This is a genomic window from Rhodovulum tesquicola, assembly GCF_024128855.1.
GTDB lineage: Bacteria > Pseudomonadota > Alphaproteobacteria > Rhodobacterales > Rhodobacteraceae > Rhodovulum > Rhodovulum tesquicola.
Window position 1 is genome coordinate 14,417 of sequence record NZ_JAMYDV010000012.1, and the last position, 26,049, is coordinate 40,465.

Sequence of the window (26,049 nt, forward strand, 5' to 3'; positions counted from 1 at the left end):
GGGCGCGGAGAATGCGCGGTCTCTGTCGGCGGGCATCGACTGTGAAGCCTCCGGTCGATGCCCGGCGCATCGGTCGACTGAAGGCCGAGGACGTGGCACTCCACGCGCCCAATCCCGAAGCCTTCGGGGCGAGCACGAAGAACTGGCACATCCACATCGTCGAGACCGACCGCAGGATGTCGATCGACAGCGCGGACCGCCCGGTCTTCGGGGCGAAGGTGCGTGAACTGACCAACGGCAAACAGGGCAAGACCGAACTGGAACGACGACGCGCGGGTTGGGAGAGGCGCGTGAAAGCTGAACTCCATCGCGCGGGGGCCAAGACTCGTGTGACCCTTGGCCGAACGTAAGCGAGGGTTTTTCCCCATCGGAACAGTGCTTGCGGAGGTGCGCGCCGGCAGGGCTGTGGAGGGATCGATTGCAGTTTAAGCTGCGGCTTTGATTGCAGCCTTGCCGAAGTGCCATGGCAGAAGCGCGTCGATGTCCGAGTTGGGATGGCCGGCGGCGATGGCTTCCAGGGTGGCCTTGAGCCAGGCATAAGGCTCGACGCCGTTCAGCTTGCAGGTCTCGATGACCGAGGCGAAGCGGGCCCAGGATCGACCGCCCTCGTCATGCCCCGCGAAGAGGGCATTCTTTCTTCCGAGAGTCACCGGGCGAATTCGGTTCTCGACAGGGTTGGAGTCCATCTCGACGCGGCCGTCCCGGGTGAAGAGGACGAGGCCATCCCAGTGCTCCAGCGCGTAGGCCAGGGCCCTGCCGAGGTCGGACTTCGTCGAGATGCGGGCCGCCTGCTGTTTCAACCATTCGTGCAGGTTCTCGAGCAGCGGCACCGCGCGTGCCTGACGGACGGCCCGGCGCTCCTCGGGGGGCTGGCCGCGGATGTCCTTCTCGATGGCATAGAGCGCCGCGATGCGCTTGAGCGCCTCGTCCACCAGGGGCGAGCCGGCCTTGGGACGCGCGTCGATCAGCTTGCGCCGGACATGTGCCCAGCAGAAGGCCAGCGTCAGGGGTGCCCCTTCGGCGCGCCGGCCATCGGCGAGGCGGTCGTAGCCCTTGTAGCCGTCGACCTGCAGGATCCCCTCGAAGCCTTTCAGCATGTCCTCGGCATGGGCGCCGCCGCGGCCGGGCGCGTAGGTGAACACGACCGCCGGGGGCGCCGTGCCACCCCATGGGCGATCGTCGCGCGCCATGACCCAGAGAAAGCCCGTCTTCGTCTTCCCGGCCCCGGGGTTCAGGACCGGCAGCGGGGTCTCGTCGGCGAAGAGCTTGCCCGAGCCCTTCATGTGCTCGGCGATCCGATCGACGATCGGGCGGAGATGGAACGCCACCTTGCCCATCCAGTCGGCGAGCGTGGACCGGTCGATCTCGATCCCGTGCCGCGCCATCACCTGGGACTGGCGGTAGAGCGGAAGATGCTCGGAGAACTTGGACACGGCGACATGGGCCAGTAGCGCCTCGGTCGGCAAGCCACCCTCGATCAGCGCCGGCGGCGCCTTGGCCTGAACGACGCCGCTGCGCCCCCTGGGGCAGGCATACCGGGGCCGGATCGTCACGAGCACCCGGAACTGCGCGGGGGTGAGGTCCAGCCGTTCCGACCGGTCCTCGCCGATTTGCACCATCTGCCCGCAGCCGCAGGGGCAGTTCAGGTCTTCGGGCGCGATGATGCGCTCCTCGCGCGGCAAATCCTTCGGCAGACTGCGCGGACCCCGCGCCTTGCGGGGCGGCCGGGTCCCGGTGCGTGCTTCCGCGGCGGTGTCATGCTCTTCGGTGGCGGCCGCGATCGCCACCTCGATGTCCTCGAAGGCCAGTTCCATCTGGTCGGGATGAAGCTTCTCGGAGCGCGGCCCGAAACGGGCCCGCTGAAGTTCCCGGACAAGGTGCTCGAGCCGCTCGTTGAGAGCGCGCAGATCGGCATTCTCAGCCTCGAGGTGCTGGCGCAGTTCCGCCTCGGCCGTCAGGGCCTTCCGCATCTGCGCTTCGACCGCGGCCCGCAGGTCGGGTGGCAACCGGGCCAGGAGGTCGGGATCGAGCGCGGACGACATGGGTATGATTCACCCGATGCCGTCGCGAGAACCCAACAAAACAAGGGGGGCCGATTCAACTCGCCGCAGCCGGTGGCAGCACCCGTTGCGCCATCACCCGCCGCCAGTCCAGGCCCTCGAACAGCGCCTCGAACTGGGCACGGGACAGCCGCATGACCCCGTCCTGCACCTTCGGCCAGGTGAAGGACCCGCTCTCGAGGCGTTTGTAGATCAGCACCAGGCCGCTGCCGTCCCAGACGAGGATCTTCAGCCTGTCGCCGCGCTTCGACCGGAACACCACCGTCAGCCCGGAATGCGGATCGAGCCCCAGTTCGTTCTGTACCGTCGCCGCCAGCCCGTCATGACCCCGCCGGAAATCCACCGGGCGCGTGGCAACCACGATCGGCATGCGCTGCCCGGGAACGATCATGCCCGGGTGGACCTCAGGGCCCCGACGATCTCCGCAAGGCGGCGCGCCGGGATCGTGCCAGGCAGCCGGATCACCATGCCACCCGTCTCGATCTCGATCCGATCCCGGCCCCTGTCGGAACTCGGCGTGGGGTCCGGCGCGTCAACGACCAGCGGCACGAACTCCGCCGGCGTCGGCAAGCCCGGCGCATCCACCGGAAGGGCAATCCGTCCCTCCCGAGCCTGCCGCCGCCACGTCGTCAGTTGCGACGGCAGCACCCGATGCCGCCGGGCGACAGCGCCCACACGCGCCCCGGGCGCAAAGCTCTCCATGACAATCCGCGCCTTGACCTCATCCGGCCAACTCCGCCGGCCCGTCGGCTCCTCCAGGACATCGAACTGCCCGACAAACCCATCCTTCATTCCGCCCTCCGTGCCTGCAAACGCGAGCAGAATGCCCGACCTCAAATCAAGACCGAAGCCGAGAGGCCAATGGGGAGAAACCCTCGCTTACGGCCGAACAGACCGGGGAGATGGTCCCGATTATCTGCCCGGCGTTCATCGCGGTCCTCAGGTCAATGCGATGCTGCGCAAGCACCAGGCCGATGCGCGCAGCGCCATGGCGGCGGGAGAATCTGTTCCACAAGCCCCAGCGCGCCTTGCGGCCTTCTTCGCCTTCGCCGGGGCCCGACAGGCAGCGAATACAGCCAGCCGATCCTTCTGGGAGGCGACCGGCCAAGCCGTTTCCGCGATCGGCGCGACCGCCGCGCAGATGACCACAGAGACGAGCGCGGCAGCGACCAGGGCCGAAGGCACTACATTGCTCAAACCGCCGGTCGTGGGCAGATTCGCGTCAACGAAGCCAAGCTAACCCGCCGGGGGCTCAACCGGCACAGCATCATCACCAGATACCGATCCCCGTTGAAGGGAACCACGCCGACGCTGATGATGCGGAGAGTGACGCCAAGCAGACGCGAGCGCGTGAAGCGCGCACCTGGGAACGCTTCTGGCAGGAAGAGGCGCCCAAGGCCGCCGCAGAGCGGCAACGACAGCGCTGATGGCGGTAGGGCACGGAATCGCGGGCTGCATAGGAGATGCTTGCACAAAGTGCAAGCATGTGCATATTCGGCACATGAACAACACACACCGCAAGACTCTTGCCGCCGTCTATGCCGACCCGGTCTCCGGCACACTCGAATGGGCGGCGATCGAGCGGCGGCTGCTGGCCACAGGCGCGCGGCTTATCGAGGGCCGGGGCTCGCGGGTGCGGTTCGAGAAGGATGGCGAGGTGGTCACGTTTCATCGCGCCCACCCCGCCAAGGAAGCCAAACGATATCAGGTGCGCGCTGCACGCGACTTCCTCGAAAGGATCGGAGTGACACCATGACCAACACGATGACTTACAAAGGCTATGCCGCCCGTATCGAGTATGATGATGACGACGGTCTTTTCACCGGCCAGATTGCCGGTATCCGCGATCGGGTGGGGTTCCACGCCGATACCGTGGAAGATTTGCGCGAGGCGTTTCACGGGGCGGTCGAAGACTACATCGAGACCTGCGCCAGCATCGGCAAGGACCCGCAGAAAGCCTTCTCCGGCCAGGTGATGTTTCGGGTCAGCCCCGAAGTTCACCGCAAGGCCGTGATCGCGGCGGAACTGGCCGGGAAAAGCCTCAACCAATGGGCCGAGGAAGTCCTCGACCGCGCCGCCGGTTGAACCAGTCCGCGTCAGATCACACGACGCGAAGGCGGTCCTTGCAGTCGAGGTCTTCGAGTTCAGCACGCCCCTCCGGCCCTTTGAAACAGGTTTTCCCTACCTCATTCAGGCAAGAGCCCCGGCGAAAAACGATGCGCTTGGACAGCCCTTCATCCTCCACGATCCCCATCCCATTCAGGCGGCGTCCGAACGGGGTCTTGAAAATCCTCGTATCGGTGGTTCGATTCCGCCCCCGGGCACCACTTAACAAGCTGCAATGGTTGAGATTTGTGGCCATGTCTGATCCTTGTTAGAGGCGGCAGGCTCTCGCCAGATCCTCGGTCTCGATTGCCGCGCCGACAGCGCTGAAATCGCGGGCATCCATGCCAAGCTGGCCACCGATGCGGCGCCAGGCCCCTGCGATATGGCGCGCCATGTCGCCGGTCATCTGCTCCGCAGTCCGCCTTTCGATGTCGAAGAAGGCGGAGGCATCGAGCGCCGCGTCGATCGAAGGCAGGTTGCCATGGATCTCGGAAATCGCGGTCTGCATCCGGCCGCCCGCACGATGCTCGGGTGTAGAGCGTCAACCTCCTTGTCCGGCGTATTGCCTCATGAAGGAATGTTCCCGAAGCGGTGGCTGTCGCCTCATCCGGAATGTTGCCGAGCTCCTACCGTTCAGGGGCTGCGACTGCGACGGTTTCCACGCAATGGCGGCGCATCGCCATGGCGAGGTCTTCGTAGCTGCTTGCGGCCGTTCCGCCCAATCCCAGAAAGGTCTGGGCCGAGATGAACGGTACCCTGTCCATGTGATCCGCCCCGACCCTGTCGAAGCGGCGGATGAGGGCTGCCGGGAACCGTAGCGAGGTGTTCAGGATATCCGCGACGCAGGCGTCTATGCCCACGTCGCGCGCCAGTTTAAGCGTCATGACCTCGGCGCGGGCGAGTAGGGTGCGTCGCGCGCTGTATCTTTGGTCCAGGAAGCAGCATCTGCATCAGGTGCTGTACCCTTGTCTGGTGTAGGGTAGTGGCGCAGCGCAGTTCAGGTAATTCAACCCCGCGTCACGATGCCGACGATCACCTCGCGATCTCCCCCGCCATGACCGCCAGACCATGGACCGCGAGGGTTGCCGTGAACCTCGGGCAGCCGAACTGCCGGATGACGTCGCGAACGCGCGCATCATATGCCGCCTGTCCGATCACGCGGCAGAGATCCGAGGCGTGAAACTCCCGATTGGCGATCGGTGCGGCGTTGATCTGCGCGAGCAGTTCCCGTTCCTGCCGCTCGAGGGCGCGCTGAGGCACGGGAGCTTCCTCTGGCCGGGGAGCCGTGCCTGGCGATGTGCGCCATCGGCGCATGAAGCCAAGCAGGAAACCTGCCGGAACCGCGACATTGCCCCTTGCGCGATTGAAGGCAAGGAACCGATCCCAGATCACCTGGGTGTCGACGTTCCAGCAGGGCAGCGTTCTCTTTGCAGCCTTGATCAGGTCGGCCCAGCAGGTCTGGAAAACGTTCGGACTTTCGTCGATGGTGATTCGTCCCGAGAAGATAGTTTTGTTGGTATCTTCTCTAGATAGTGATGTGTCGCCTCTGTCTGACACTGCATCGGGGGCTGGTTCGTCGTCATCGAAGGCCGCGAAGCGAAAAAGCCAGGGGGAAAACTTGCCGTTGGGCTTGCGGCGCTCAAGCTTCAGGTCGGACACTTCGAGCTCGCTCAGCAGGACGCTCAGATATTGCCGCGAGACACCCATCTTCTCCGCCAGGGCTGAGAGGGTGAAGGCGGCCGTGCCGCGGGGCAATCCGTTGTAGCCGTCCTTCCACGCGATGGCATCAAGGATCAGCGTGGCGAGCTTGTGGGCAGAGACGGAAAGATCGGTTTGCGTGATCCGTCGCAGGATCAGGCCGGTGGTCGGTTCCATGCTTGGGCCTCCGGGGGGCACCAACGCAATGCCGTGAGCAAACACCATTCATGCCAGCAAAACAACTTTGCTGGTTGCGGCGGTTCGGACTATGCGCTAGAGGAAGCTTGTTAATGGGTTTCTCTGGCGCGGCGTCAGGCTTCACGGTCTGGCGTCGTGTCCCTTTTCTCTTTGTATGCACAGCCTCCCGTGCAGGGTTGCAAGGCGGCGAACCCGATGAACGCGGGTCCGCGAGGGTTCAGTAGCGGACCTCTTCGAAACCGTAGCTGCCCGCATGATCGCGCCAGTCGACGAAGACCGAGCGGTAGACCATCCTGTCGCAATGCTTCGGGCGGGGCAGGGCGGACGCCGACGGAACGGCCGTCACGCTCGACCTGGCCCAGCGATAATCACCCTGTTCCCCGTAGGAGCCGAGCCGGGTCGAGTCCGAGCGGATGCAACGACCGTCACCGTCTTCTCTCTGATGGAACTGGATATGGAAGACGCGGATGCTGCGCACGAAGTCGAAGGCATCGCCGGAAATGTCGATATCGGCCTGTTCGGAGGCCTGGACCGGCAGGACGGGCAAGGAAGCGGTCGGCATGGCGATCGAGGATCCGGTCCGGAAGGTGATGTCGTGGAGCCGCTCCAGCGGGAGCGCCCGGGCCGGGACTGCAAACGAAGCGCCCATGGGGCAGCGCCAGATCTGCAGGGGAGGCTCCACCGGCCACGGCGTGATCCGCCGGATGAAGACAGCGCGCGCATGGGCACAAGGAGCCGATGTCGGCCACCCTCCGGCCAGACAGAGCAGGATCGCACAATCGACCTGATAGCTCTGGGCGGGTGCGGCTGCTGGCATGTTGACCACGAGCGCAACCGCGATGGCTGCGAGTGGCCTGATCAATGGCGTCATGTATCGACTCCCTACAAAATAGCATGGCCGATACAATACACCATTACCGACTTCAATCGGATTTCATCGCAACCGGATCACCAACGGATCGGGTGCCTCGACCAGAGCAGACCGGGCGCCCGCACGGCGCCGCTCGAGTCCCCAGGCCCCGGCCGATTTCCCCGCCGGGCGCAAGGGGGCGATCTGGTCACCAGACCGGGAACGCGTTGTCATGGTGGACCAGTTCGGGGGTTTGCGTCCCGGCCGGTTTCGGGAGGCACTCCACTCTGTCATCCGCCGGGACACATTCCCGCCTTCCCGCCTCAGGCGCGCTCACTGCTGCGCGCGCTGGGACCGCCCATAGGCCTCGCTGACCTCGCGCGCCTCGGTGATGGCCCGCGCGCGTTCGTCATCGAGGCAACGGAAAATAGGCCTGAACGTCGGCGAAATAGCCCTCGAAATCCGCCCTGAGCAGGTCGGCATAGGCGCGCATGTCCCCAGGCGATTGGGGGAGATACGGAGGGTCGGGGGCCGGGCAGGGGGAGGCCATCGCACCTTGCGTGCAGGTCGGGCCGAGCAGCAGCGCGACGACGGCGCTGCACACGCATGACATGTGCAGGGCAAACCTCCTTTTGCGCCTTTAATGTTGTTATGTCGTGCGGTAGGGACGTTATCAGGGCAAGGCGATCTTCGTCAATACGGTTTTATTGTCTTGCCAATGTTCATGTTGTTTTGTATCGCCCGTGGTGTTGCGACCCCGCGGGACCGATGCTGCACCCCAGCCAGGAAAGGACCCGAAGCGGGAGCCATGATAGAAGAAGCACCGAATGTGGTTACAGAAGACGGATTGCGCAGCCTCCTGGCCGACGGATACCTCCTCGAGGTCGTCTGCAAGGAAGGGGCCGAGAAGCGCCACAACAGCTGGTACGGCACCTGGGTTGCGCGGGCCGTCGCGGAAGACGGACGCGCGGACAAGATGCTCGTCACCAGCCGCAGCATTCTCAAGGTGCGGGAGTTCAAGACCATCGTCGGTCTTGTCAGCTTCCTTGCCGAGATGGGCTGCACAAGCGCCAGCATCCCGCTCCTCGAGGGCGGACGCGAGCGTCACGCCGCCCCCGGCCGCGTTGCCCCGCCGCGCACCGGCCCGGTTCTGGTCAAGGACAGCTGACCGCGCGATCGCGCTCGTCATTGCCCTGGGTACAGGCGTCTGTTCCGCGCCGCCGGCCCTGGCTGACGTGTTCGTTTTCTCGGTTGGCCCGGATGGTCGGCTGATTTCCGTCAGCGAGGACAGGAGCCTCCCGCGCGCGTTTGACGGTGCGGCCGAGGCGCAAGCGGATCGCCTCTTTCTCTTTGCAGGACCAAACGCGCATGCCGATGACCGCCCGCCAGGCCGGGTTGCTGCGGCTGTCGCCCCGCGCACCGTCCGCGCCGCCCCCGAGATCCTGCACGCGATCGAGACCACGGCGCTGCGCTATGGTGGCCATGAGGGGCTTCGCCGTGCCGGTCTGTCGGTCACCGATTGGGCACTGTTCTACCGCGCCAATATCGAGGTCGAGAGCGCCTATGACCCGCGCGCACTCAGCCATGCGGGGGCCATCGGGCTCGGCCAGCTGATGCCCGGTACCGCGCGCGATCTGGGCGTCGATCCGCATGACGTCGCACAGAACCTCGATGGTTCTGCGCGCTACCTGCTGATGATGCTCGAGCGGTTCGGCGATCCGGCGCTCGCGCTTGCCGCCTACAATGCCGGGCCCGATGCGGTCGCCCGCCATGGCGCCATTCCCCCCTTTCGAGAAACCCAAGGGCATGTCGCCCGCGTGACAGCCGTGTTCCAGCGGCTCAGAGGAGAACTGTCGTGACGTCACGGACCATTCACAGCCTGCTCCGCACACGGGCCTTCACCGCGCTTGGCGCGACGGCCCTCATCGCGCTGGCGGGCCCCGCGCTTGCACAGAGTATCGACCTCTCGCCGGTCCAGACCCTGCTGCAGGGCATCGTCGATGCGATCACCGGGCCCCTGGGCATCGTGATCGGCACGCTGGCGCTGATCGGGGTGTTCCTGTCCTGGCTCTTCGGCATCCTCGATTTCCGGCAGGCGCTCTGGGTGGTGGTCGCGATTGCGGGCATCGCCGCAGCGCCCACCATCGTCGCTGCCATCTGGTCGACCTGAGCTTCCGACCCCGAGTCCCGCCATGGCTGAGCAGTCCCGCGTGTTCATCGGCCTTCTGAGGCCACCCAAGCTGATGGGCCTTCCGATCATGTATGCCATGGTCTGGCTCTTCGGCTCCGCGCTTCTGTTCCTCTGGGTGCAGAGCTGGGTGGTGGCCGTGGTCGCGGGGCTGGCCTGGCCTGCGCTGTGGAAGGCGGCGGATTGGGACCCGAACTTCCTCGATGTGCTGGTGATCACCTTGCAGGAAACGCCGCCGACGTCGAACCGAAGGATCCACGGGGGTGACAGCTATGCCCCGTGATGGAGTGGCCTATCCGGACGCAGACGCCTTCGATCCGCTGACCGCGCTGCCCGCCTGGGTCAAGGGCGAGAAGCGGCTCTCGGCCATGCTGCCTTATGTCAGTCTCGTCACCGACTGCACGATCCGGACGCGCGGCAACGAGCTGATGCAATGCATCCGGCTCGAGGGGGTGAACAGCACGACGAGCGAGGACGCCCATCTCGACCGGATCGGCGGGCTGCTTGCAGGCATCCTCGCGCAGGTTGGAACCCCGTTCTCCTTCTACCTGCACAAGGTCTCGAAAGCCGTCGATGTCACCCTGCCGCCGATCCCGGGCGACGGCTTTGCCGCTGCCGTCGATCAGCGCTGGCAGGCCCATCTCGGCCGGTCGGGTCTGCGGGACAAGACGCTCACGCTTTCGGTCCTGAAGCGTCCCGACAGCGTCAGCCGTCTGCCCTTCGGCCTCGCGGCCCCGCGGGCGCGGCTTGCGGCAGACACCACCCGGCGCCTGCGCCAGCTCGACGAGGTCGTGGGCTTTCTGCTCTCCTCCTTCGACGCGTTGAACCCGCGCCTTCTCGCGGCCAGCACCGGCGAGCTCCTGGGCTTTCTGGGCGCGCTGAACACCGGCGAGGAGCACCCGCTCTTCCCTAGGTCACGCTTGGGCGTGATCGCCGAGGATGTGGCCAATACCCGCGTCACCTTCCGCGGCACGACGATCGCGCTTTCCGATGGCGCCGTGGGCGACAAGTTCGGCACGATCTTCGCGGTCAAGACCTACCCCGCCAGGACCGACAGCCTGATGCTCGACGAGCTGAACCTGCCCGTCGATATGGTGGTCACCCACTCCTTCGTGCCGATCAACGCCAACATCATGGCGGGCCGGATCAAGCGGCAGCTGCGCCTGATGCAGGCGGCCGATGACGGGGCGGTCAGCCTCGCGCAGGAACTGGAACTGGCCCAGGACGACCTGGAATCAAAACGCCTGATCTTCGGCGAGCACCACATGACGGTTGCCGTCTACGCGCGCACCCAGGCCGCTCTCGACGACATCGCGGCCGAGATCCGCAACATCTCGGCCACCTCCGGCATCAACCTGATCTCGGAAGCCTTCGGGGCGCGGGCGCATTTCATGGCGCAGCATCCCGGGAACACGGGCGCGCGCAGCCGCAAGGCCGCGATCACGAACCACAATTTCGCCGATCTCGCCACCTTCCACCGCACGCCGCTCGGCAAGACCGGACGGGAAGTCCCGTGGGGCGTGCCGATCGCGCTCTTTCCGACCCCGGACCGCAGCGGCTTTCGCTTCAACTTCCATGAACAGGGCGCACCCGACCGCGAGCCCACGGGCGGGCATACCCTGATCCTCGGCCGCCCCGGCTCGGGCAAATCCGTTCTGGCGGGTTTTCTGATGACCATGGCAAGGCGTGCGGGCACGCGGACCTTCGTCTTCGACTATCGCGCGGGCATGGAAATGGCCGTCCGCGCGCTCGGCGGCAGCTATTCGACCGTGCGGGCCGGTCGGCCCACGGGGCTCAATCCCCTGCAGACCGAGATCGACGCACGTGGCCAGGCCTGGCTTGCGGACTGGCTCGCAAGCCTGCTCGAGCGCCGCGACCGGCCGCTCACGCCGGTGCAGACCAACCGGTTGCAGGAGGTCGTGCGCCAGAACGCAAGCGCGGGGAACGCGGGCCTCCGGAACTGGTCGGACTTCGCCTCGCTCCTGGTCTCGACCGATGACGGGGGCGATCTGTTCGAACGCATGCAGGAATGGACCGCAGGCGGCCGCTACGGCTGGATCTTCGGCGCCAATGCCGAGGACACGTTCAAGCTCGGGGGCAGCCTCGACGGCGACATTGCCGGGTTCGACCTGACCGGCATCCTAGATTCCGAAAGCGAACGGGAACGCATGGCGGTGCTTTCCTACCTCTTCCGGCGCATCGAGCGGGTGATCGAGGATCGCAGGCCCACGACCATCGTGATCGACGAGGCCTGGAAGGCGCTCGACAACGCGTATTTCGCGGAGCGGCTCAGCAACTGGCTGGTGACCGCCCGCAAGCAGAACGCCGTCGTCGTGATGATGACGCAATATGCCAGTCAGCTCGAGCGCACCCGCACCGGCAAGACCATCGTGGAAGCCGTGCCGACCCAGGTGCTGCTGCCCAACATCCGCGCCTCGGCCGCCGATTACGCGATGCTCGGCCTCGGCGACAAGGAACTCGATGTGCTTCTGGGCGTCGGCTCCGCCTCGCGGCTGGCGCTCGTGCGCGACGATCGCGGCGCCGTGGTGATCGATGCCGATCTCGGCGCCCTCGGCCCCCTCGTGACCATCCTTGGCGGCATGGAGAAGGGCGAGGCCCTTGTCGGCGCCGATTATCGCGACCGCCCCGATTTCTGGAGAGTGACATGACCCGTCCCATTGCCCGCAGCCTTGCGCTGATCGGCCTGATCTCGAGCCTCTCGGCCTGCGCCCAGCATCACCCTGCCAAAGCGAACTGCTTCACCTTCCGCGAGGCGCCGGCAGGCGTGGCGTCCAAGCCCTCGATCGCCGGCACGGGCGGCGAGGTCACGCGGCGCGCGTCGGCCTGCGACTTCGTGATGCCGGGGACGGGCGGCTGATCCGATGACCGCCACCTGCTTCCATGGCGCGGCGCGGTCCGCGCTCCTTGCGAGCGCACTCGCCAGCTCGTTCGGGGGATGGTGCGGCGCCCCGGCCTCCGCCCAGGGGGTGCCGACCTTCGACATGCGCCTCTTCGCGGGGCGGCAGGCGATCGTCGAGCAGCGCGAACAGGATCTCGCACTTCAGCAGGACCGCCTCGCCCGTGTGCAGGAACTGGCCGAGATCGAGCGCCAGCAGCTCGCGGCGCTGAACGCGATCATGGATGCCATGACGCTGCGCGCCGGTGACGTCGCGGGCAGCGTGGCCGGGCTCGAGTCCGGGCAGGGGGAAGCGGCAGGTATCAGCACCGCCGCCGCCAGCCTCTATGCGCCCGAGGATCCCAACCCGGCCTCCGCGCGAATTTTCGGCGATGCACGGGAAGGGGTGGAGGAGCTGATCATCCGCGCCGCGCGCCATACCCACGGCCTGCCCGGCGTGGGCCGCGCCGGGCTCACGCTCGTGCAATGGCGCTGCCTGTTGCAGGCCCTGATCTGGCAGGAAAGCCGATTCCAGATCGGCGCCCGCTCGCCCGCGGGCGCCTTCGGCCTGACCCAGATCATGCCCGACACCGCGGGCGATCTCGGGATCTACCCCGCCTATTACGACGACCCCTGGCTGCAGGTCACGGGCGGCGCACGCTACCTCGCGCAGATGCTGGGCATGTTCGATGGCAACATCATCCACGCGCTCGCGGCCTATAACGCGGGCCCGGGCCGGGTGCAGCAATATGGCGGCGTCCCCCCCTTCGCGGAGACCCAAGCCTATGTCGTGGTGACCCCCCAGCAATACAACCGCTACCTTGCGGCCGTGGGCGGGATCGATGCCCTCGGCACCGTCGACCCGGTCCTGCTGGCCAACGCGAGCTTCAGCCTCTCGGCCCATGGCGCGGGCGTCTATGGCGATTATTCGCTGGTCTCGGTCCAGGCGGCCGCGCTGCGCGTCCAGGACATCATTGCCCGCATCGGCGAGACCAGGGACCTGAACGAGGCTATCGCGCTCAACACCTATGCCCGGGCCGAGCTCGCCCGGCTGGTCGCGATCCGCACCCGCATCAAGGCCGTCCATACCCAGCCGCTCAGCGAGGAACAGCTCGCCATGGCCGCGGTCCAGGTCGCCGAGCGGCAGTTCATGAATTTCACCCTGGAGACGTTGCGATGATCCCGCGCCTGACCCGTTCCCTCGCCACCGGCGCCGTGGCCCTCGCGGTGAGCACCGCCCTCGCGGGCCCTGTCACCGCGCAGGGCGTGCCCACGGTCGACACCCAGAACATCGCCCAGGAAATCCGCCAGCTTCAGCAGATGCTGCAGGATTTCGGGATCCAGACCGATCTTCTGGACAATGCCCTCGAACAGCTCGACGTGGTCCAGAACCAACTCGATCAGCTGCAACAGATGCATGCCTCGCTCACCGGACCGCGCAGCATCCTCGGCATGGTCATGGGCGACGGTCTCGACGGGCTCCTCGAGGCCAAGTTCCGCGATCTGCCAGGCCTCATCCGAGGCATCCAGGCGGGCGACTGGAGCAACCTTCTCGGCGTCACGGCAGGCCCCATGCGCACCCAGATGGAACAGGCGCTGGCGCGCGCCGGCTTTGACGAGAACTCGCTGCGCGAGATCGCGACCAGCGGCAAACCCGGGGCCGAGGGCGTGGCCACGCGCGCCACCACCGGCGCGGTCATGTCGGCCGCGGCCCAGAACAGCCATGCCGAGGCCGCCCAGTCGCTCGAACGGGTCGAGCGGCTGGTCGCGAAGATTCCCGAGATGGAGGATCTGAAGGCCGCGATGGACCACAACACCCGGGTCACCGCCGAACTGGCCATCGCCATGACGCGGATGTGGGAGCTCGAGGCAATCCAGACCGTCGGCGCGGGCAATGCCGGGGTCGTGGATGCCGCCACCATCGCCGAGGAGCGGCGCTACATGGATTTCACCCTGCCGAGCCTGCGGCCATGAGCGGAGCGTCGGCGATGAGCGCACGCGAACACGTCGAGGAAGAACTCGTCCATGGCGCGCTGCGCCGCGAACGGCTCTGGCAGGTGATCGGGATCAGCGGCGCGGGATTCGGCGTGATCGGCTGTCTGGCTGCGGCCGCGGTCGCGCTGATGATCGAATCGCCGCCGCCCGTGGTCGTGCCCTATGACCCGGAAACCGGCATGGCGCTGCCGAATGCCAGCGTCGCCGCGGTCTCGCTCGCCGAGCGGCCCGCGATCATCGAGGCGCAGATATACCGCTATATCCTCGACCGCGAGAGCTACAACCAGCTCGATAACGACCTGCGCGTGCGCCGGGTCCTGGCCCAATCGACCGGGGCAGCCGAGGCCAGCATGCGCGCGATGTGGACCTCGGGGCAGGAGAGCTATCCGCCAACGCGCTATGGACCATCCTCCGAGATGGCCGTCGAGATCGCCTCGATCACGCTGATCGGCGAGAACCGCGCCCAGGTAAGGCTGAGGAAGCGGCTCTCCGGTCCCCAGGGGGCGCAGGCGGGGATGTTCACCGCCACGCTCATGTTTGCCTTTCGTCCCGAACGGACCCGCTCGATCGACGATGTCTGGCAGAACCCCTTCGGCTTCACCGTTACCCAATATGCCATCCGATCGGACCGTTCCGAATGACCCGCACCCCCGGAAAGCCTGCCCTTGTTCCTGCCGCCACCCTTGCCGGCGCGCTGGCGCTTCTCGCGCCCCCGGCCCTCGCCGAAATGACCCCACGCCCCGGCCCGCATGACAATCGCGTGCGCATCGCAAGCTGGACCGACGGGCAGGTCTACCGCATCGTCACCACCCTCACCCGCGTGACATCGGTCGAGTTCGGCGAGGGCGAGACCATCCGCTCGATCATCGCGGGCGACACCGTGGGCTTCCAGTTCGATGGCGTCCCCGGTGGGCGCGCCTTCGCAATCAAGCCGATGGCCGCCGGCGTGGCGACCAACATCACGGTCTATACGAACCGCCGCTCCTATTACTTCCACGTGATCGAGGCGCGCGAGACCCCGCATTACGTCGTGCAGTTCCGCTATCCCGAGGCCAGGGTCCAGCCCGCGCGCGCGGTCGCGGCGCGAGCGCCGAACGCGACCTATGCCGTGAGCAGCCGCCTGGAGTTCACGCCTACGGCGATCTGGGATGACGGCACCTTCACCTATTTTCGCTTCGCGCGGAACACGCCGGTGCCCGCGATCTTCCGCTACACGAACGGGGCCGAGCGCGCGGTGAACAGCACTGCACAAGGCGACGGGGTCATCCGCGTGTCGGGCGTGAACCGACAATGGGTGCTGCGCCTCGGCGAGGACGTGGTGTGCGTCCAGGACATCGGGCAAGCCGCGTCATGAAGGAGGCAACCGAAGACCTCGCCGCGCGGCTCGCGGCCCTGGAGGGGACAAATGGCAAGCGCATGGACCGTCGGCGGGCCTCCCCGATCACGGCCTTTCTCGGCGTGGCCGGGATTGCGGCCCTCGGCGGCGTGCTCTGGCTTGCGCTGCAGCCCAAGCCCGAGGGGCTTCTGGCAACGGCCGCCCCGGACGAGTTCCAGACGCTCGGCACAGGCTTCGGCGATATCGCACCCCTGCGGTTGCCGGAGCCCGAACCGTTGTCCGCGCCGGAAGACGCCGGGCCCTCGGCCGCCGAACTGGCCCTGATGGAGAGCCTTGCCACGCTCAGGGCGGAACTCGAGGAACTGCGCGCGCGCCCGGCGGAGGTGCCCGATAGCCGGGCCGAATCGGCAATTGCCGAACTGACCGCCCAGATCGCGGCCCTGCAGGCGGCCTCGCACGAGGCGCAGCGCTCGCTGGAACGGCAATTGACCGAGCGCGACCGCCAGCTTGACCAGATGCGGATGGATCTCGAACTCGCGCGCCTCAATCCGCCGGAGCCCGTTCGCATGGGACCGACCGAGGAGGAACTGCGCCTAGCGGAACTCGAGCGGCGCCGCCTGGCCGAAGCCGAGGCCCGGGCGGCGCGCGTGGCCTCGCCGCTGATTGCCTGGTCCGGGGCCGCCGGCGGGCGCGCCGATGCGCAGGAGCAGGCGCGCCTGAGTGCCGACGAGGCCTTCGTGCGCACAGGCGCAAGGCCGGCCCCGACCACGCGGGCCGAGGTGATCGTGAACCCGTCGCATACCGTCGTGCAGGGCACGATGATCCAGGCGGTGACCGAAACCGCGCTCGACAGCACGCTGCCCGGCGCAATCCGGGCCATCGTCTCGGAGGACGTCCACTCCTTCGATGGCAGCCGCGTCCTGATCCCGCGCGGCGCGCGCCTGATCGGGCGCTACCGCTCGGATGTCGCGCTGGCGCAGGCGCGGGTCATGGTGGCCTGGGATCGCATCATCCTGCCCGACAACCAGACGGTCGAGATCAGCGCCTTTGGCGGCGACGCGCTCGGCCGGACCGGCACCACCGGTTTTGTCGACACGCGCTTTTCCCAGCGGTTCGGCTCGGCCGCGCTGATCTCGCTGATCGGCGCGGTGCCGACCCTGGCCGCGGGTAAGATCGAGGATGGCGCGATTGCCGGGGCCGCGCGCGAGGTCTCGGGCGATCTGCGCGATGCCGCCCAGGGTACCCTGCGGGACTATCTCGCGATCCGTCCGGTGATTCATGTCGATCAGGGCAGCCGGATCACCGTCATGGTCGATCGCGACCTGGAGATACTCTGACATGGCGGCAAGCTATCTCGAGGCCTCGCTCGACCGGCTGGGCGCCGCGGTCCGGCGGGACGACACGATCGAGATCTGCATCAATCCCGACGGACGGGCTTGGGGCGAGTTCCAGGGCGACCATTTCATGCGGGGGCTCGGCACCCCGCTCAGCCAGACCGAGATCAGGGACCTCGGCAACCAGATCGCCTCGGCCGCCTCGACCACGCTCGGCGCCCGGAAGCCCATCGTCTCGGTCTCCATCCTCTATCGCGACCGCCCGATCCGGGCACAGGTGATCCAGCCCCCGGCTGTCGAGGGCGGGTTCTCGATCTCGTTGCGGTTCTTCTCCTCGTTGCCGCTGGAGGCGATCCGGCTCGGCTTCCTTTACGGCAGCGAACGCAGCCTCGAAGGCCTGCGCCGGGAACGGAACGCCGCACTGCGCGACGTGGTGGCCTCGGGAGACATTGATGCCGCCTTGCGGTTTTGCGTCGAGAACAAGCTCAACATGATCGTCTCTGGTGGAACTTCGACCGGCAAGACGGTCGCAGCCCGCAAGATCCTCTCGCTGATCCCACCCGAGGAACGGATCATCACCATCGAAGAGGCGGCCGAGCTGCGCCCTGAGCAGCCGAACGCCGTGACGCTGATCGCCGACCGGGACTCGGAAATCCGCAGCGCCGACATGCTGCTGGCCTCGACGCTGCGCATGCGCCCCGACCGGATCGTGCTGGGCGAGGTCCGCGGGCGCGAGGCGATGACCTTCCTCGAGGCGATCAACACCGGCCATGGCGGCTCGCTGACCACGCTGCATGCCGAGACCCCGCAACTCGCCGTCCGCCGCCTCGCCATCGCCGCCCTGAAAGCGCAAGTGCCGATGACCTATGCCGACGTGGTCGACTACATCGAGGGCTCCATCGACGTGATCATCCAGGCCGGTCGCCATGACGGCGCGCGCGGCATCACCGAGTTCTTCCTGCCGGGGCAGGCAGGAGAGCCAGACCAGACCACTGCCGGATCCGGGGAGGCCAAACGCCCCGAGGTCGCGGCGGAATGAACCGAAAGGAGAGCCCCATGCGCAAGATCGCCTTCGCCGCAGCCGTCGTCATGATGGCCGCACCCCTCGCAGCCCAGACCCCGCCTCAGGTGACGAGCGATCTCACCGTCACCCTGTCGCCGCAGCAGTACCGGATCTGCAACGACCGGCCTGCACGGCCGTCCTGGATGGACGAGGTCCATCCGCGCGAGACTTACAGGGTCATTGCGCTGATGGAGCTATACGAAATCCGGGCTTGGGAGGTGATCGCAGGCACCGGCGACTGTGGGTGCGCCGTCCGGTTCCCCGCTTGGGATAGCGTCGAAGGCGAATACCGCGACGACTATGCCAGTCTCACCCAAGCTGAACACTCAGCAATGCGCCGCGAGTGGATTGATCTGCGCAAACAACTTGAGCCGAAAGTTCGCGAAATCTGTGAAGCTCAGGGGATTTGGTAATGGGGGTGGTCGGCTGGATGGTCGCAACCGCCGACGGCTTTCTCGTCGATGCTGCGGAGTCCCAGTTCGGGGCCGTGGCAAGCAATACCGGCACGATCATCCTGCTGATGGTCACGCTCTCGTTGATCGGCGTCTGCATCAACATGGCCTTCCAGTTCCGCAGCATGGATGGGGCCAGCTTCTTCTGGTACCTCGTCAAGCTGACCCTGATAGGGCTCTTCGCCTTTAACTGGACCAATTTCAACGCCGTCGCGAATGCCATCATTGGTGGCCTCGACTATGTCGCAGGCGCGCTGATCTCCTCTGTGGGAGCGGGCGGAGCAGGGGCAACACACTTCGCGGGCGAATTCGACATCCTGATCGAGAAGTTCAGCCAGTACCTGAACGCCATTGGCAGCAACCTGAACTGGATGACCGGCGCGATCCTCGGCGGCATTGGTCTGATCCTCCTGAGCCTGCTCGGCTTCATGACCGGCATCGTCCTCATCTTCGCCAAGATGATGCTGACCCTGATGCTGGGCCTCGCCCCAATCATGATCGCGCTGTCGCTCTTCGATGCGACCAGGGATTTCTTCCACAGGTGGGTCTCGACGACGATCAGCTACGCCTTCTACCCCATCGTCATCGCCGCCATGTTCTCGACCGTCATCGGCATGGCGAATTCGCTTCTCGCGCAACTCGGCGACCCCAACTCCGCGACCAACATCGGCTCGCTGGTCCCGTTCTTCGTAGTGGTGTTCCTGGCCAAGGGCTTCGTCGCTGCAACGCCCCTGATCGTGCGGGGGATTTCAGGGAACCTGATGGTCGTGGCGGCACCGGCCATCGCCAACGGGTCGGCAGGTGTGATGGGTGGCCTGTTGAACACATCGGGTGTTCAGAACCGAGCCCGGATCGGAGCCTTGACGACGGGCGAGGCGATCGGGCGCGGGGCATTGCAGGCGCCGGCGGCGGTGCGGACCGCTGCAGCGACGGCCAGCGCGCAGGTGGTCCGGATGGCCGAACGGGCGAAGCGGTTGGGGCGATGACGGCACTCTCGCAGGCAGACTTAAAAGTCCGCCGCCCAGGGAGCCAATGGACCATGCGCGGAAGCTGCCTAACGCCGCTGAAGCAACACACCCGCAGAGTTCGACGAATGTGGTCGATCACATGAGGTGCAGGCCAACCGGCGCAAACTGGGGGTGCCGCCGCGCAGGTTGAAGGGCGAGGTCCGGCCCGGAGCGGACATCCTGCGGATCCTATAACCGCTGCGGTGCGGCAGCGATTGCCGCCATTCGTGGGCGGCGCGGCGACGCCTTGGTCCGCACTCACCGTTGATGCTCTTCATCGCGGAGCATGATAGGCGCGGCGCTTTGGTGGGGATTTGCGAGGTCCTGCCGGCCTGTGTCGGTGAGTCTCCTTGCTGTTGTGGGGTTCGGCCGCCCAGTCGATGGACGAAAGATCCAAGTTTGTTACATCGTCCTCTTCGACGACTTTCCCGCCGAACAACCGTGCGACAGCTTCCAGGTGGGTTGGGCTGTGCAGGTTCTCCCGGACCGGCTCCGGGCGACGGTCTCCGCCGCGAAACGCGAGTTTTCGACCGCCGAGGTGCACAGCAGGCTTGGCGCCGATCCGGGCGTTCTCGAGGTCGTGCCGGTCGGTCATGTCCCAAGATAGCGTCAGGCCCTCACGTGCGAGCAACTCCTTGATCGATTTCGAGACGGCGTTCTTCAGCTTGCGATCGTAGGACATCAGCCCGCGGGTTCGATTGACCAACGTGGTTAGATCCAGGGCGAAGCTGTCGTCATGCAGGAGGTTGAAATGGGACAGGTCGTTGCGGATGTCGCGCAGGCAGGTGTCGCCCCTCTCGTCGGCTTCCAGCAGCCTGATACCAGAACAGTCCATTCCAAACAGCCGCTCCAGATCCTTGCGCAGCTCTTCGGCAAGGTCTTTGGAATGCGGGATCTGCTCGCGAAGCGCGGCAAGAACTCGGCCGTTGGCGAGGAGTGCGAGCCGACTTTTCGGCTCGTCGATGGGCCCGCTGAAGACTTCGTCGGGTCGCGCGCCTTTCTCATCCAGCAGGCCCAGCATCGCGAAATAGAGATCGCGCTCGAACATGCCGGAAAAATCGACCAGTCGGCCGAGGACGGTCATCAGCAGCCGGTGGACTTGCACCTGGTCAGTGAGGGTGACGCGTGAGGCGAGACGCCGGTGACGGGCGATGCCACAGAGCGCGGTCACGTAGTCCTCCAGGTGTTTTGGGTCGACCGTTTTCCGCTTCTCCTTCGCCTTCACCCAGCGCTCGTGCGCTTCTTCTTTCCTGGCTTGCAGCGCTGCAACGTTGTCCGGTCGCTCTTCGATCTCCAGACGCAGGTAGTCACCCACTTCCTTGTCCGTGATCCTGGTATCCTCGGCGAAGGACGCAACCAGGCCGTGATGGCCGAACCGCATGATCTCGCGAAGGCCGCGCTTTGGAACCCGGCGGTCGAGACGCTCGTCGGCCTCGGCCGGGAAGATGCGCGCGAATCCGGGCCGACTGGCGAAAAGTGCGGCGAAGGGTTCGCAGCCGGTCAGCGCATCGCCGCCCTCGAACTTCGCATCGTGCATGTCGAGATGCTGGATGAGCGTGTGGACCAGACGCTTCAGATCTTCTTCGTCGGCGGTCCTTTCAGCTTTTGATGGATCATCGGTGACATTGGCGTTCAATAGGTCGTCGGCGAGCCGCGAGGTGACGGTCCATTTCGCCAGCTGGTGCAGCAGCCGGCCGGCCTCGCCCACGGGCACGAGATGCAGCAACAGGTAGAGCGCGGCCTGCCAGTCCTCCGGCCTCACCGGTTCCGCCGCGCTCCCGATCTCCTGCAATGTGCATTTGGGTGCGGCAGGCAAGGGCGTTTCCGGCTTGAGGTCGCATATGAAGGTCAGCGGCCGCCCGTTGGCCTGTGGGTTTCTCAGCCAGGCATCGAAGGCGAGGGCGACCACGTCGCACAGCAGGTCATCGATATAGCCGGCCTGTTCCTTCGCGGCCTCGCCGTCATGGCCGTAGCCGCGCTGGACCCGCATCTCGCTGGCGGTTGCGGAGGAGAGATCGAAAAAGAAGTCCCCGATCCCTCGTTCCCCGGAGAGCCTCGGAAGGCTTTCGGCCTTGGCCGCGATGACCGACCTCTTATCGTCCTCTCCCCTTTTCGCGTTCATGTCTTTCGCGGCGCGCGTGGTTCTTTCGATCGCCCGGTCGATCCAAGCGTTGACCTCTTCAGGCGCGCGGGCGATCAGCCAAGACCGGAACGGCCGTTCGTAAAGCGCCTTCAGGATTGTATAGCGGCACCGCCGCGCCGGGTCTTCCAACTGTCTGCGGTTTGCCGTGGGTGGAAGGACCAGAGCCTCCTTGCCCTTCCATGTGTTCTCGGCACGGCCCAGCACCCGGCGGAAGCGTGGGATCGGCAAGGACTCCTTTGGCGGTGCCTCGTCGAGCAGCGTCAGAATCGAGGCGTTCTGGTCCTCTTCGAAGTAGTGTGCGGCATGGGCCCCGGTCAGGGCTGCACGAAGCCGCCCGGCGCGGGCTGTCGCGTCCTCGCGCCAGAGCGCATGCGCCGCGGCCAGAATGGACGGGACCATCACCTCTTCCGACCCCAGTTTCTTCAGCGCTGCCAGGAATCCGCCGCGGCCGGTGAAGTGGAAGCTGCTGTTCCGCAATGCGAGCCCCGCGCGGATCACCGAGGCGAGCAGGGCTTTCCGGCCGTCATCGTCCGATGGGAAGAGGGCGGCGCGCGCTCCGAACAGCAGTCGGACCTTTTTGTCGTGCCAGGCGGGATCGAAATTCGCCCTTCCGATTGCTTGATCCACCTTGTTCGCGCTGCCCAAAACATCCCCGAGGTCATTATTCATTGAGGCCCAATCCCGCAGGGTCAGCGATGCCATGGCAATGGTGTGGCGCCACACCCGGACGAACGCCTCTGATCGCTTGATCGCCGACTGGCCGTCGCTGGTGAGATAACGGCTGGCGGACAGGTCGTCGGGCCAATGTGTCAGCACATAAGCCAGGCGATCAGCGTCCGGCACGTCCGGTGTCTTGCTTTCCGCCTCCGCTGCCGCGGCTGCAATGTCGAACGCCGTATAGTGGATCAGCTTGCCGCGCCGGATCAGCGCAGACAGATCACGGTTCCGGCTGCGGTGCTGCACCAGCCGCAGCAACTCGCCCGCGTTCTTCGGCAGAACCGTCGTCACTGGCGCCTGCTGCGGCGGCTTCACGCCCTTTTTCAGGGTCTTCGGTTGTGTCCGGCGTTTCAGGAGCTTCGCATAGGCATCCTTCACGGCCATATGCAGCGCGAAGAGCTCCGGCTCCTTCTCCTCGGCCTCGCGGATGGAATAGGCCGTGCGCGTGCCGGGGGCGTGGAACAGGCGCGTCCAGTGCCCGTGCAGGATCTTCGCGGCGAGGGCGAGGCGCACCGGGCCTCTCGGCACGTCGTTCAGGCCCTGCTCCCGATCCCGGGCTGCGGCGAAGATCTCTGCGGCCACGTCCTGCCGCATGAAATAGCGGGTGATGGCCTCCCTCGACCAGCTGCCGACTGGGCGCTTCCGCGGCTCGGCCACCAGCACGTTGCCCTCGATGCTCTTGGCGCGCGCCTCGATCAGGCCCTTTCGCTTCTCGGGCCGCTTGGGGTCGATCCGCAATTCGGCCACATGCAGATGGTGATCCATCAGCGCGGCGATGGCGGCCACGTCTGCCTGTTCTGGCTCGGCATTGGCGGCAAATCGGCCATACCAGCGGCCCTGCGGTTTCGGCTCGCCCAGCGGCTTTCCATCCTTGCCCTTGCGGGGCCGATACTTGGCATCGCCATAGGGATGCGTCTTGAACCGCCAGAGCGCGGCGACATAGGGGTCGGCCTGGGCCGCGGCGCTGATCCGGTCCGCGGCACACATCTGCGCCCAGGCCGCCCGGCCCAGACGGTCGCGGAAGGCGTGCTGCGCCCTGGTTGCGCCCTGGGTGCCCTGCGGCTTGGTCGCGATCCGGTCGAGCACCGAGATCCACTGCGCGATCACCAGGGCGTCATGGCTCTGCGCGAAGTCCGGTATCTCGTGGCGCGCCCGGGCCGCGGTATTGTCGACCAGAACCCGGGTCTGTCCGCGCTCTCCGCCCAGATCTGTCCGGCTTTCCCCGTAGGGACGAACGATCCGCATATCCCACCACCCCCTTCAATCACCACCCGGCCGAAATCGGCAGGGAAAGGAAATCGGGTTTCGGGTCTCGTATCAAGTCAGGCTTGCCGAAACGGAACGGCTGGCGTAGCCTCGAAGCAGCACTGGAAATCGGCCAGTCGCCCTTGGAAGATGATGAAACGTCTGGAGGAAAGGGAGAATTCGACGTTCTCGGCAAAAACGGATTAGAAAGCGGGCTGGTTCGATGCGCGTGCGCCGTTTTCTCTTGGAGAAAAGCCTGTTTTTTCCGACTTGCACCAATGCTTTGCGAAGAGTCAGTCGAAGACCACGCCCATATGAAGGGCGACTACACCAACGCCCAGCGCGAAGTTGCGGATGCCGTCGTCGAAGACCACGCCCATATGAAGGGCGACTACACCCAGTTCCTCCATTCGGATGGATGCACAGTCGTCGAAGACCACGCCCATATGAAGGGCGACTACACCGGTTGTTTCCCCTCCTATGACGTTAAATGCGTCGAAGACCACGCCCATATGAAGGGCGACTACACCTCACCAGAACCGCTTCTCACCTCGTAACGTGTCGAAGACCACGCCCATATGAAGGGCGACTACACCGCAAGCGGCATGACGAAGGGGGCCAGTTTGTCGAAGACCACGCCCATATGAAGGGCGACTACACCCCAGCACAGTCACGGTCGTTGTGGCGAGCGGTCGAAGACCACGCCCATATGAAGGGCGACTACACCTCCTGAAACGAGTTGCCGCTTCCCTCAGCGGTCGAAGACCACGCCCATATGAAGGGCGACTACACCACTCACGCCACGCCTGCCAGCCGCCCGATGTCGAAGACCACGCCCATATGAAGGGCGACTACACCGATAGAACACGTCAAGCAGTGCGGGAGTTGGTCGAAGACCACGCCCATATGAAGGGCGACTACACCCGAGCGAACGCCGCGCCGTCGTTTGCCGCTGTCGAAGACCACGCCCATATGAAGGGCGACTACACCCGCGTCGTGAACAGGCTCGTCACCGGGATTGTCGAAGACCACGCCCATATGAAGGGCGACTACACCCCGGTGCAGGCGTTGCCCCACTGGCAGGCCATGGCCGGTCGAAGACCACGCCCATATGAAGGACGATGGTCTATGCTGCCCGCGCACCAGGCTTGAATGACATCTGAACGATGCGCGCGGAGGGGTTATGGACTTTTGGCCGCAAATCGTTAGATTGTGGTCAGAAGGGAATGCCCATGCTCCGACCCGTCGAAACACCCGATACCGCGCCGCAAGACGGCTACAGCCCGGACGAGATCGCCGCCATGCAGCGGGCGATCCTTGCGCTGATGGACCGCTGGGGCGTGCGCGACGAGGACGCCGCGCGGCTTCTGGGCGGCATCTCGGTCAAGACCTATCGTCGCTGGCGTGCGGGCGATTACGGCCGCGTCGCCCGCGACCTTGCCGACCGGATGTCAAACCTTCTGGGCATCCACAAGGCCCTGCGCATCCTGTTTCAGGACCCGGCGCGCGCCCATGCCTGGATCGCGAAACCCAACGCTTCCTTCGGCGGGGCCTCTGCGCTCGACGTGATGGTGCGGGGTGGCGGCATGGACGACCTTCAGCGCGTGCGCCGCTATCTCGACAGCGTGCGCGGCGGGTGGTGAGCCTGCCCACAGCGCGGGTCGCCTGGGGCCGGACCCATCGCCTGGTGATGTCGCACTTCCCGCCCATCGACCTTTACGACGACATCGCCGACCCGCGCGACTGGGAGTTGATCACCGCCGCCGTCCAGCGCACCAACCCCCGGCTGGCCGCCACCTATGGCGACCCGTCCCTGGTGCCGGTCGAACGCCGTGTCTCGGGCGAGGGAGCATCCTGGGTGATGGCGGCGTTCGTCCACGTCTCGCCCGACCGGCGGTCGCGGTTCAGCGACGGCAGTTTCGGGGTCTACTATGCCGGCGACACGCTGGAGACGGCGCTGCGCGAGCACACCTTCCACATGGCGCGGTTCTACGCGAGCACGGGCGAGGATCCCGGCTGGATCTCCGAGGTGCGCGAACTGGTCGGGGCGATCGACGCAGACCTGGTCGACCTGCGCGGGCCCGACGGCGCCGCCTACCTTGACCCCGATCCGGCGCGCTATGCGGCGCCACAGGAATTGGCGAAGTCGCGGCGGGCGGCGGGCGCGGACGGAGTCGTCTATCCGAGCGTCCGGAATCCGGGCGGTCAGTGTATCGGGGTCTTCTGGCCCGATGTGGTGAGCCTGCCCCGGCAGGCCGACCACTACCGCTATCACTGGGACGGCGAAAAGGTGGACTACGTCCGCCGCATCAGCGGGGACCGGGCGATCTTCGACCTGTCGCTACGTTGAGGAAAGCTTGTGAAAACGCTGTCGGAACCAGTCCATCGCATGCCAGTCCGTTCGGGACGATACCGAAAGGACACGACTGCGGCCGTAAAGAGTGCAGAAACGGGGGCCATCTGGAACAAACCGATCCTTTCGCTCCGAGCCCAGCCGAATAGGGCCGAGCCAGTTTCCGACTTCTGGAAGTCCGGTATGAGGACGTCGGCCAGCAACCGAGCTATTGCAGCGAATTCACACTTTCCGCCCTCCTTGACCGTTGCTGTCATGCTGGGCCCGGACGAGGCGAACGTCAAGAATGGGCTGCCTGCGGCCGATCAGGGCTGAGGTTGAATGGCACCAGAGCCCCCCCTCCGTGGGCCAGCCCCTTGCGAAGAATGTTGAAGAGCCGACTGGAGCGCCAATCGCGACGTGCTTGTT

29 protein-coding genes and 1 CRISPR repeat array are annotated in these 26,049 nt (G+C 66.0%); of the genes, 20 read left to right on the top strand and 9 right to left on the bottom strand.

The genetic code is table 11. From position 1 onward, the window contains the following. The first annotated feature begins 11 nt into the window (after positions 1 to 11). Positions 12 to 350 (top strand): hypothetical protein, encoded by a 339-nt coding sequence (locus NHN26_RS11505; protein WP_253089606.1) that lies wholly within the window; start codon positions 12 to 14, stop codon positions 348 to 350. Between the two features lie 75 nt (positions 351 to 425). Here the strand turns inward: NHN26_RS11505 and tnpC are convergent, their stop codons facing one another. From tnpC to tnpA, 3 genes are read right to left on the bottom strand one after another with little or no spacing between them, the layout of a single operon-like run. After that, on the bottom strand, positions 426 to 2,042 hold the full coding sequence (tnpC, locus tag NHN26_RS11510) for an IS66 family transposase (protein WP_153749476.1): 1,617 nt from the start codon (positions 2,040 to 2,042) through the stop codon (positions 426 to 428). 55 nt (positions 2,043 to 2,097) lie between these two features. Further along, on the bottom strand, positions 2,098 to 2,451 hold the full coding sequence (gene tnpB / locus NHN26_RS11515; RefSeq protein ID WP_153749477.1) for an IS66 family insertion sequence element accessory protein TnpB: 354 nt from the start codon (positions 2,449 to 2,451) through the stop codon (positions 2,098 to 2,100). Beyond that, positions 2,448 to 2,852 (bottom strand): IS66-like element accessory protein TnpA, encoded by a 405-nt coding sequence (gene tnpA, locus NHN26_RS11520; protein WP_153749478.1) that lies wholly within the window; start codon positions 2,850 to 2,852, stop codon positions 2,448 to 2,450. Before tnpA ends, tnpB begins: the two co-directional genes overlap by 4 nt. 31 nt (positions 2,853 to 2,883) lie before the next feature. Here tnpA and NHN26_RS11525 point away from each other — a divergent pair, with 31 nt between their 5' ends. The 3 genes from NHN26_RS11525 (at position 2,884) to NHN26_RS11535 (ending at position 4,145) form a co-directional block, all read left to right on the top strand. Further along, positions 2,884 to 3,300 carry a hypothetical protein gene (locus tag NHN26_RS11525; protein WP_253089607.1) on the top strand — a complete coding sequence of 139 codons (417 nt, stop codon included), beginning with the start codon at positions 2,884 to 2,886 and terminating at the stop codon, positions 3,298 to 3,300. Positions 3,301 to 3,561: 261 nt separating this feature from the next. Beyond that, positions 3,562 to 3,816 (top strand): type II toxin-antitoxin system HicA family toxin, encoded by a 255-nt coding sequence (locus tag NHN26_RS11530; RefSeq protein ID WP_253089608.1) that lies wholly within the window; start codon positions 3,562 to 3,564, stop codon positions 3,814 to 3,816. After that, positions 3,813 to 4,145, top strand: coding sequence for a type II toxin-antitoxin system HicB family antitoxin (locus NHN26_RS11535; RefSeq protein ID WP_253089609.1), 333 nt, complete (start codon positions 3,813 to 3,815; stop codon positions 4,143 to 4,145). The genes NHN26_RS11530 and NHN26_RS11535 overlap by 4 nt, the downstream gene beginning before the upstream one ends. A gap of 16 nt (positions 4,146 to 4,161) precedes the next feature. Here the strand turns inward: NHN26_RS11535 and NHN26_RS11540 are convergent, their stop codons facing one another. The 5 genes from NHN26_RS11540 to NHN26_RS11560 all read right to left on the bottom strand — a co-directional run bounded on the left by NHN26_RS11540 (position 4,162) and on the right by NHN26_RS11560 (position 6,933). Next, on the bottom strand, positions 4,162 to 4,422 hold the full coding sequence (locus NHN26_RS11540) for a hypothetical protein (RefSeq protein WP_253089610.1): 261 nt from the start codon (positions 4,420 to 4,422) through the stop codon (positions 4,162 to 4,164). 12 nt (positions 4,423 to 4,434) lie between these two features. Continuing rightward, positions 4,435 to 4,674: a hypothetical protein gene (locus tag NHN26_RS11545; protein ID WP_253089611.1), complete on the bottom strand. Its 240-nt coding sequence runs from the start codon at positions 4,672 to 4,674 to the stop codon at positions 4,435 to 4,437. Positions 4,675 to 4,792: 118 nt separating this feature from the next. Further along, on the bottom strand, positions 4,793 to 5,101 hold the full coding sequence (locus NHN26_RS11550) for a HipA domain-containing protein (RefSeq protein ID WP_290442943.1): 309 nt from the start codon (positions 5,099 to 5,101) through the stop codon (positions 4,793 to 4,795). Positions 5,102 to 5,198: 97 nt separating this feature from the next. Continuing rightward, positions 5,199 to 6,041, bottom strand: a complete 843-nt coding sequence (locus NHN26_RS11555; protein ID WP_253089613.1) for a hypothetical protein — start codon at positions 6,039 to 6,041, stop codon at positions 5,199 to 5,201. Between the two features lie 238 nt (positions 6,042 to 6,279). Beyond that, positions 6,280 to 6,933: a hypothetical protein gene (locus NHN26_RS11560; protein ID WP_253089614.1), complete on the bottom strand. Its 654-nt coding sequence runs from the start codon at positions 6,931 to 6,933 to the stop codon at positions 6,280 to 6,282. 826 nt (positions 6,934 to 7,759) lie between these two features. On the opposite strand from NHN26_RS11560, the gene NHN26_RS11570 reads away from it, so the two are divergent. The 14 genes from NHN26_RS11570 to NHN26_RS11635 all read left to right on the top strand — a co-directional run bounded on the left by NHN26_RS11570 (position 7,760) and on the right by NHN26_RS11635 (position 19,162). Beyond that, on the top strand, positions 7,760 to 8,080 hold the full coding sequence (locus tag NHN26_RS11570; protein WP_243641994.1) for a hypothetical protein: 321 nt from the start codon (positions 7,760 to 7,762) through the stop codon (positions 8,078 to 8,080). Positions 8,081 to 8,147: 67 nt separating this feature from the next. Beyond that, a complete protein-coding gene (locus NHN26_RS11575) occupies positions 8,148 to 8,771 on the top strand; it encodes a lytic transglycosylase domain-containing protein (protein WP_435594201.1) in 624 nt (207 codons plus the stop codon). 20 nt (positions 8,772 to 8,791) lie between these two features. Further along, complete coding sequence (locus NHN26_RS11580; RefSeq protein WP_132694272.1) at positions 8,792 to 9,082, top strand: TrbC/VirB2 family protein; 291 nt, start codon at positions 8,792 to 8,794, stop codon at positions 9,080 to 9,082. A gap of 22 nt (positions 9,083 to 9,104) precedes the next feature. After that, positions 9,105 to 9,383, top strand: coding sequence for a VirB3 family type IV secretion system protein (locus NHN26_RS11585; protein ID WP_132694191.1), 279 nt, complete (start codon positions 9,105 to 9,107; stop codon positions 9,381 to 9,383). Continuing rightward, complete coding sequence (locus tag NHN26_RS11590; protein WP_253089616.1) at positions 9,373 to 11,769, top strand: VirB4 family type IV secretion/conjugal transfer ATPase; 2,397 nt, start codon at positions 9,373 to 9,375, stop codon at positions 11,767 to 11,769. Before NHN26_RS11585 ends, NHN26_RS11590 begins: the two co-directional genes overlap by 11 nt. Further along, positions 11,766 to 11,978, top strand: coding sequence for a hypothetical protein (locus NHN26_RS11595; RefSeq protein ID WP_132694189.1), 213 nt, complete (start codon positions 11,766 to 11,768; stop codon positions 11,976 to 11,978). The genes NHN26_RS11590 and NHN26_RS11595 overlap by 4 nt, the downstream gene beginning before the upstream one ends. A gap of 124 nt (positions 11,979 to 12,102) precedes the next feature. Continuing rightward, on the top strand, positions 12,103 to 13,176 hold the full coding sequence (locus NHN26_RS11600) for a lytic transglycosylase domain-containing protein (protein ID WP_207893981.1): 1,074 nt from the start codon (positions 12,103 to 12,105) through the stop codon (positions 13,174 to 13,176). Next, the gene (locus NHN26_RS11605; RefSeq protein WP_253089617.1) at positions 13,173 to 13,970 is read left to right on the top strand and encodes a type IV secretion system protein; all 798 of its coding nucleotides are present in this window, start codon (positions 13,173 to 13,175) and stop codon (positions 13,968 to 13,970) included. Before NHN26_RS11600 ends, NHN26_RS11605 begins: the two co-directional genes overlap by 4 nt. A 14-nt stretch (positions 13,971 to 13,984) precedes the next feature. After that, positions 13,985 to 14,632: a VirB8 family type IV secretion system protein gene (locus NHN26_RS11610; protein ID WP_253089618.1), complete on the top strand. Its 648-nt coding sequence runs from the start codon at positions 13,985 to 13,987 to the stop codon at positions 14,630 to 14,632. Continuing rightward, positions 14,629 to 15,345 carry a TrbG/VirB9 family P-type conjugative transfer protein gene (locus NHN26_RS11615; RefSeq protein WP_435594202.1) on the top strand — a complete coding sequence of 239 codons (717 nt, stop codon included), beginning with the start codon at positions 14,629 to 14,631 and terminating at the stop codon, positions 15,343 to 15,345. Before NHN26_RS11610 ends, NHN26_RS11615 begins: the two co-directional genes overlap by 4 nt. Next, positions 15,342 to 16,664, top strand: coding sequence for a TraB/TrbI/VirB10 family type IV secretion system protein (locus NHN26_RS11620; RefSeq protein ID WP_132694186.1), 1,323 nt, complete (start codon positions 15,342 to 15,344; stop codon positions 16,662 to 16,664). The genes NHN26_RS11615 and NHN26_RS11620 overlap by 4 nt, the downstream gene beginning before the upstream one ends. Position 16,665: 1 nt before the next feature. Further along, positions 16,666 to 17,700: an ATPase, T2SS/T4P/T4SS family gene (locus tag NHN26_RS11625; RefSeq protein ID WP_132694185.1), complete on the top strand. Its 1,035-nt coding sequence runs from the start codon at positions 16,666 to 16,668 to the stop codon at positions 17,698 to 17,700. A gap of 17 nt (positions 17,701 to 17,717) precedes the next feature. Further along, positions 17,718 to 18,137, top strand: a complete 420-nt coding sequence (locus tag NHN26_RS11630; protein WP_132694184.1) for a hypothetical protein — start codon at positions 17,718 to 17,720, stop codon at positions 18,135 to 18,137. Then, entirely contained in the window at positions 18,137 to 19,162 is a 1,026-nt protein-coding gene (locus tag NHN26_RS11635) for a TrbL/VirB6 family protein (RefSeq protein WP_132694183.1), read from the top strand. The genes NHN26_RS11630 and NHN26_RS11635 overlap by 1 nt, the downstream gene beginning before the upstream one ends. Positions 19,163 to 19,457: 295 nt before the next feature. Here the strand turns inward: NHN26_RS11635 and cas13a are convergent, their stop codons facing one another. Next, complete coding sequence (gene cas13a, locus NHN26_RS11640) at positions 19,458 to 23,288, bottom strand: type VI-A CRISPR-associated RNA-guided ribonuclease Cas13a (RefSeq protein ID WP_132694182.1); 3,831 nt, start codon at positions 23,286 to 23,288, stop codon at positions 19,458 to 19,460. Positions 23,289 to 23,584: 296 nt separating this feature from the next. Then, positions 23,585 to 24,344: a CRISPR direct-repeat array (repeat unit 36 nt; unit sequence GTCGAAGACCACGCCCATATGAAGGGCGACTACACC). Positions 24,345 to 24,520: 176 nt separating this feature from the next. On the opposite strand from cas13a, the gene NHN26_RS11645 reads away from it, so the two are divergent. Continuing rightward, entirely contained in the window at positions 24,521 to 24,931 is a 411-nt protein-coding gene (locus NHN26_RS11645; protein WP_243641992.1) for an MbcA/ParS/Xre antitoxin family protein, read from the top strand. Positions 24,932 to 24,933: 2 nt separating this feature from the next. Next, positions 24,934 to 25,638 carry an RES family NAD+ phosphorylase gene (locus NHN26_RS11650; protein ID WP_165899175.1) on the top strand — a complete coding sequence of 235 codons (705 nt, stop codon included), beginning with the start codon at positions 24,934 to 24,936 and terminating at the stop codon, positions 25,636 to 25,638. The last annotated feature ends 411 nt before the right edge of the window (positions 25,639 to 26,049 follow it).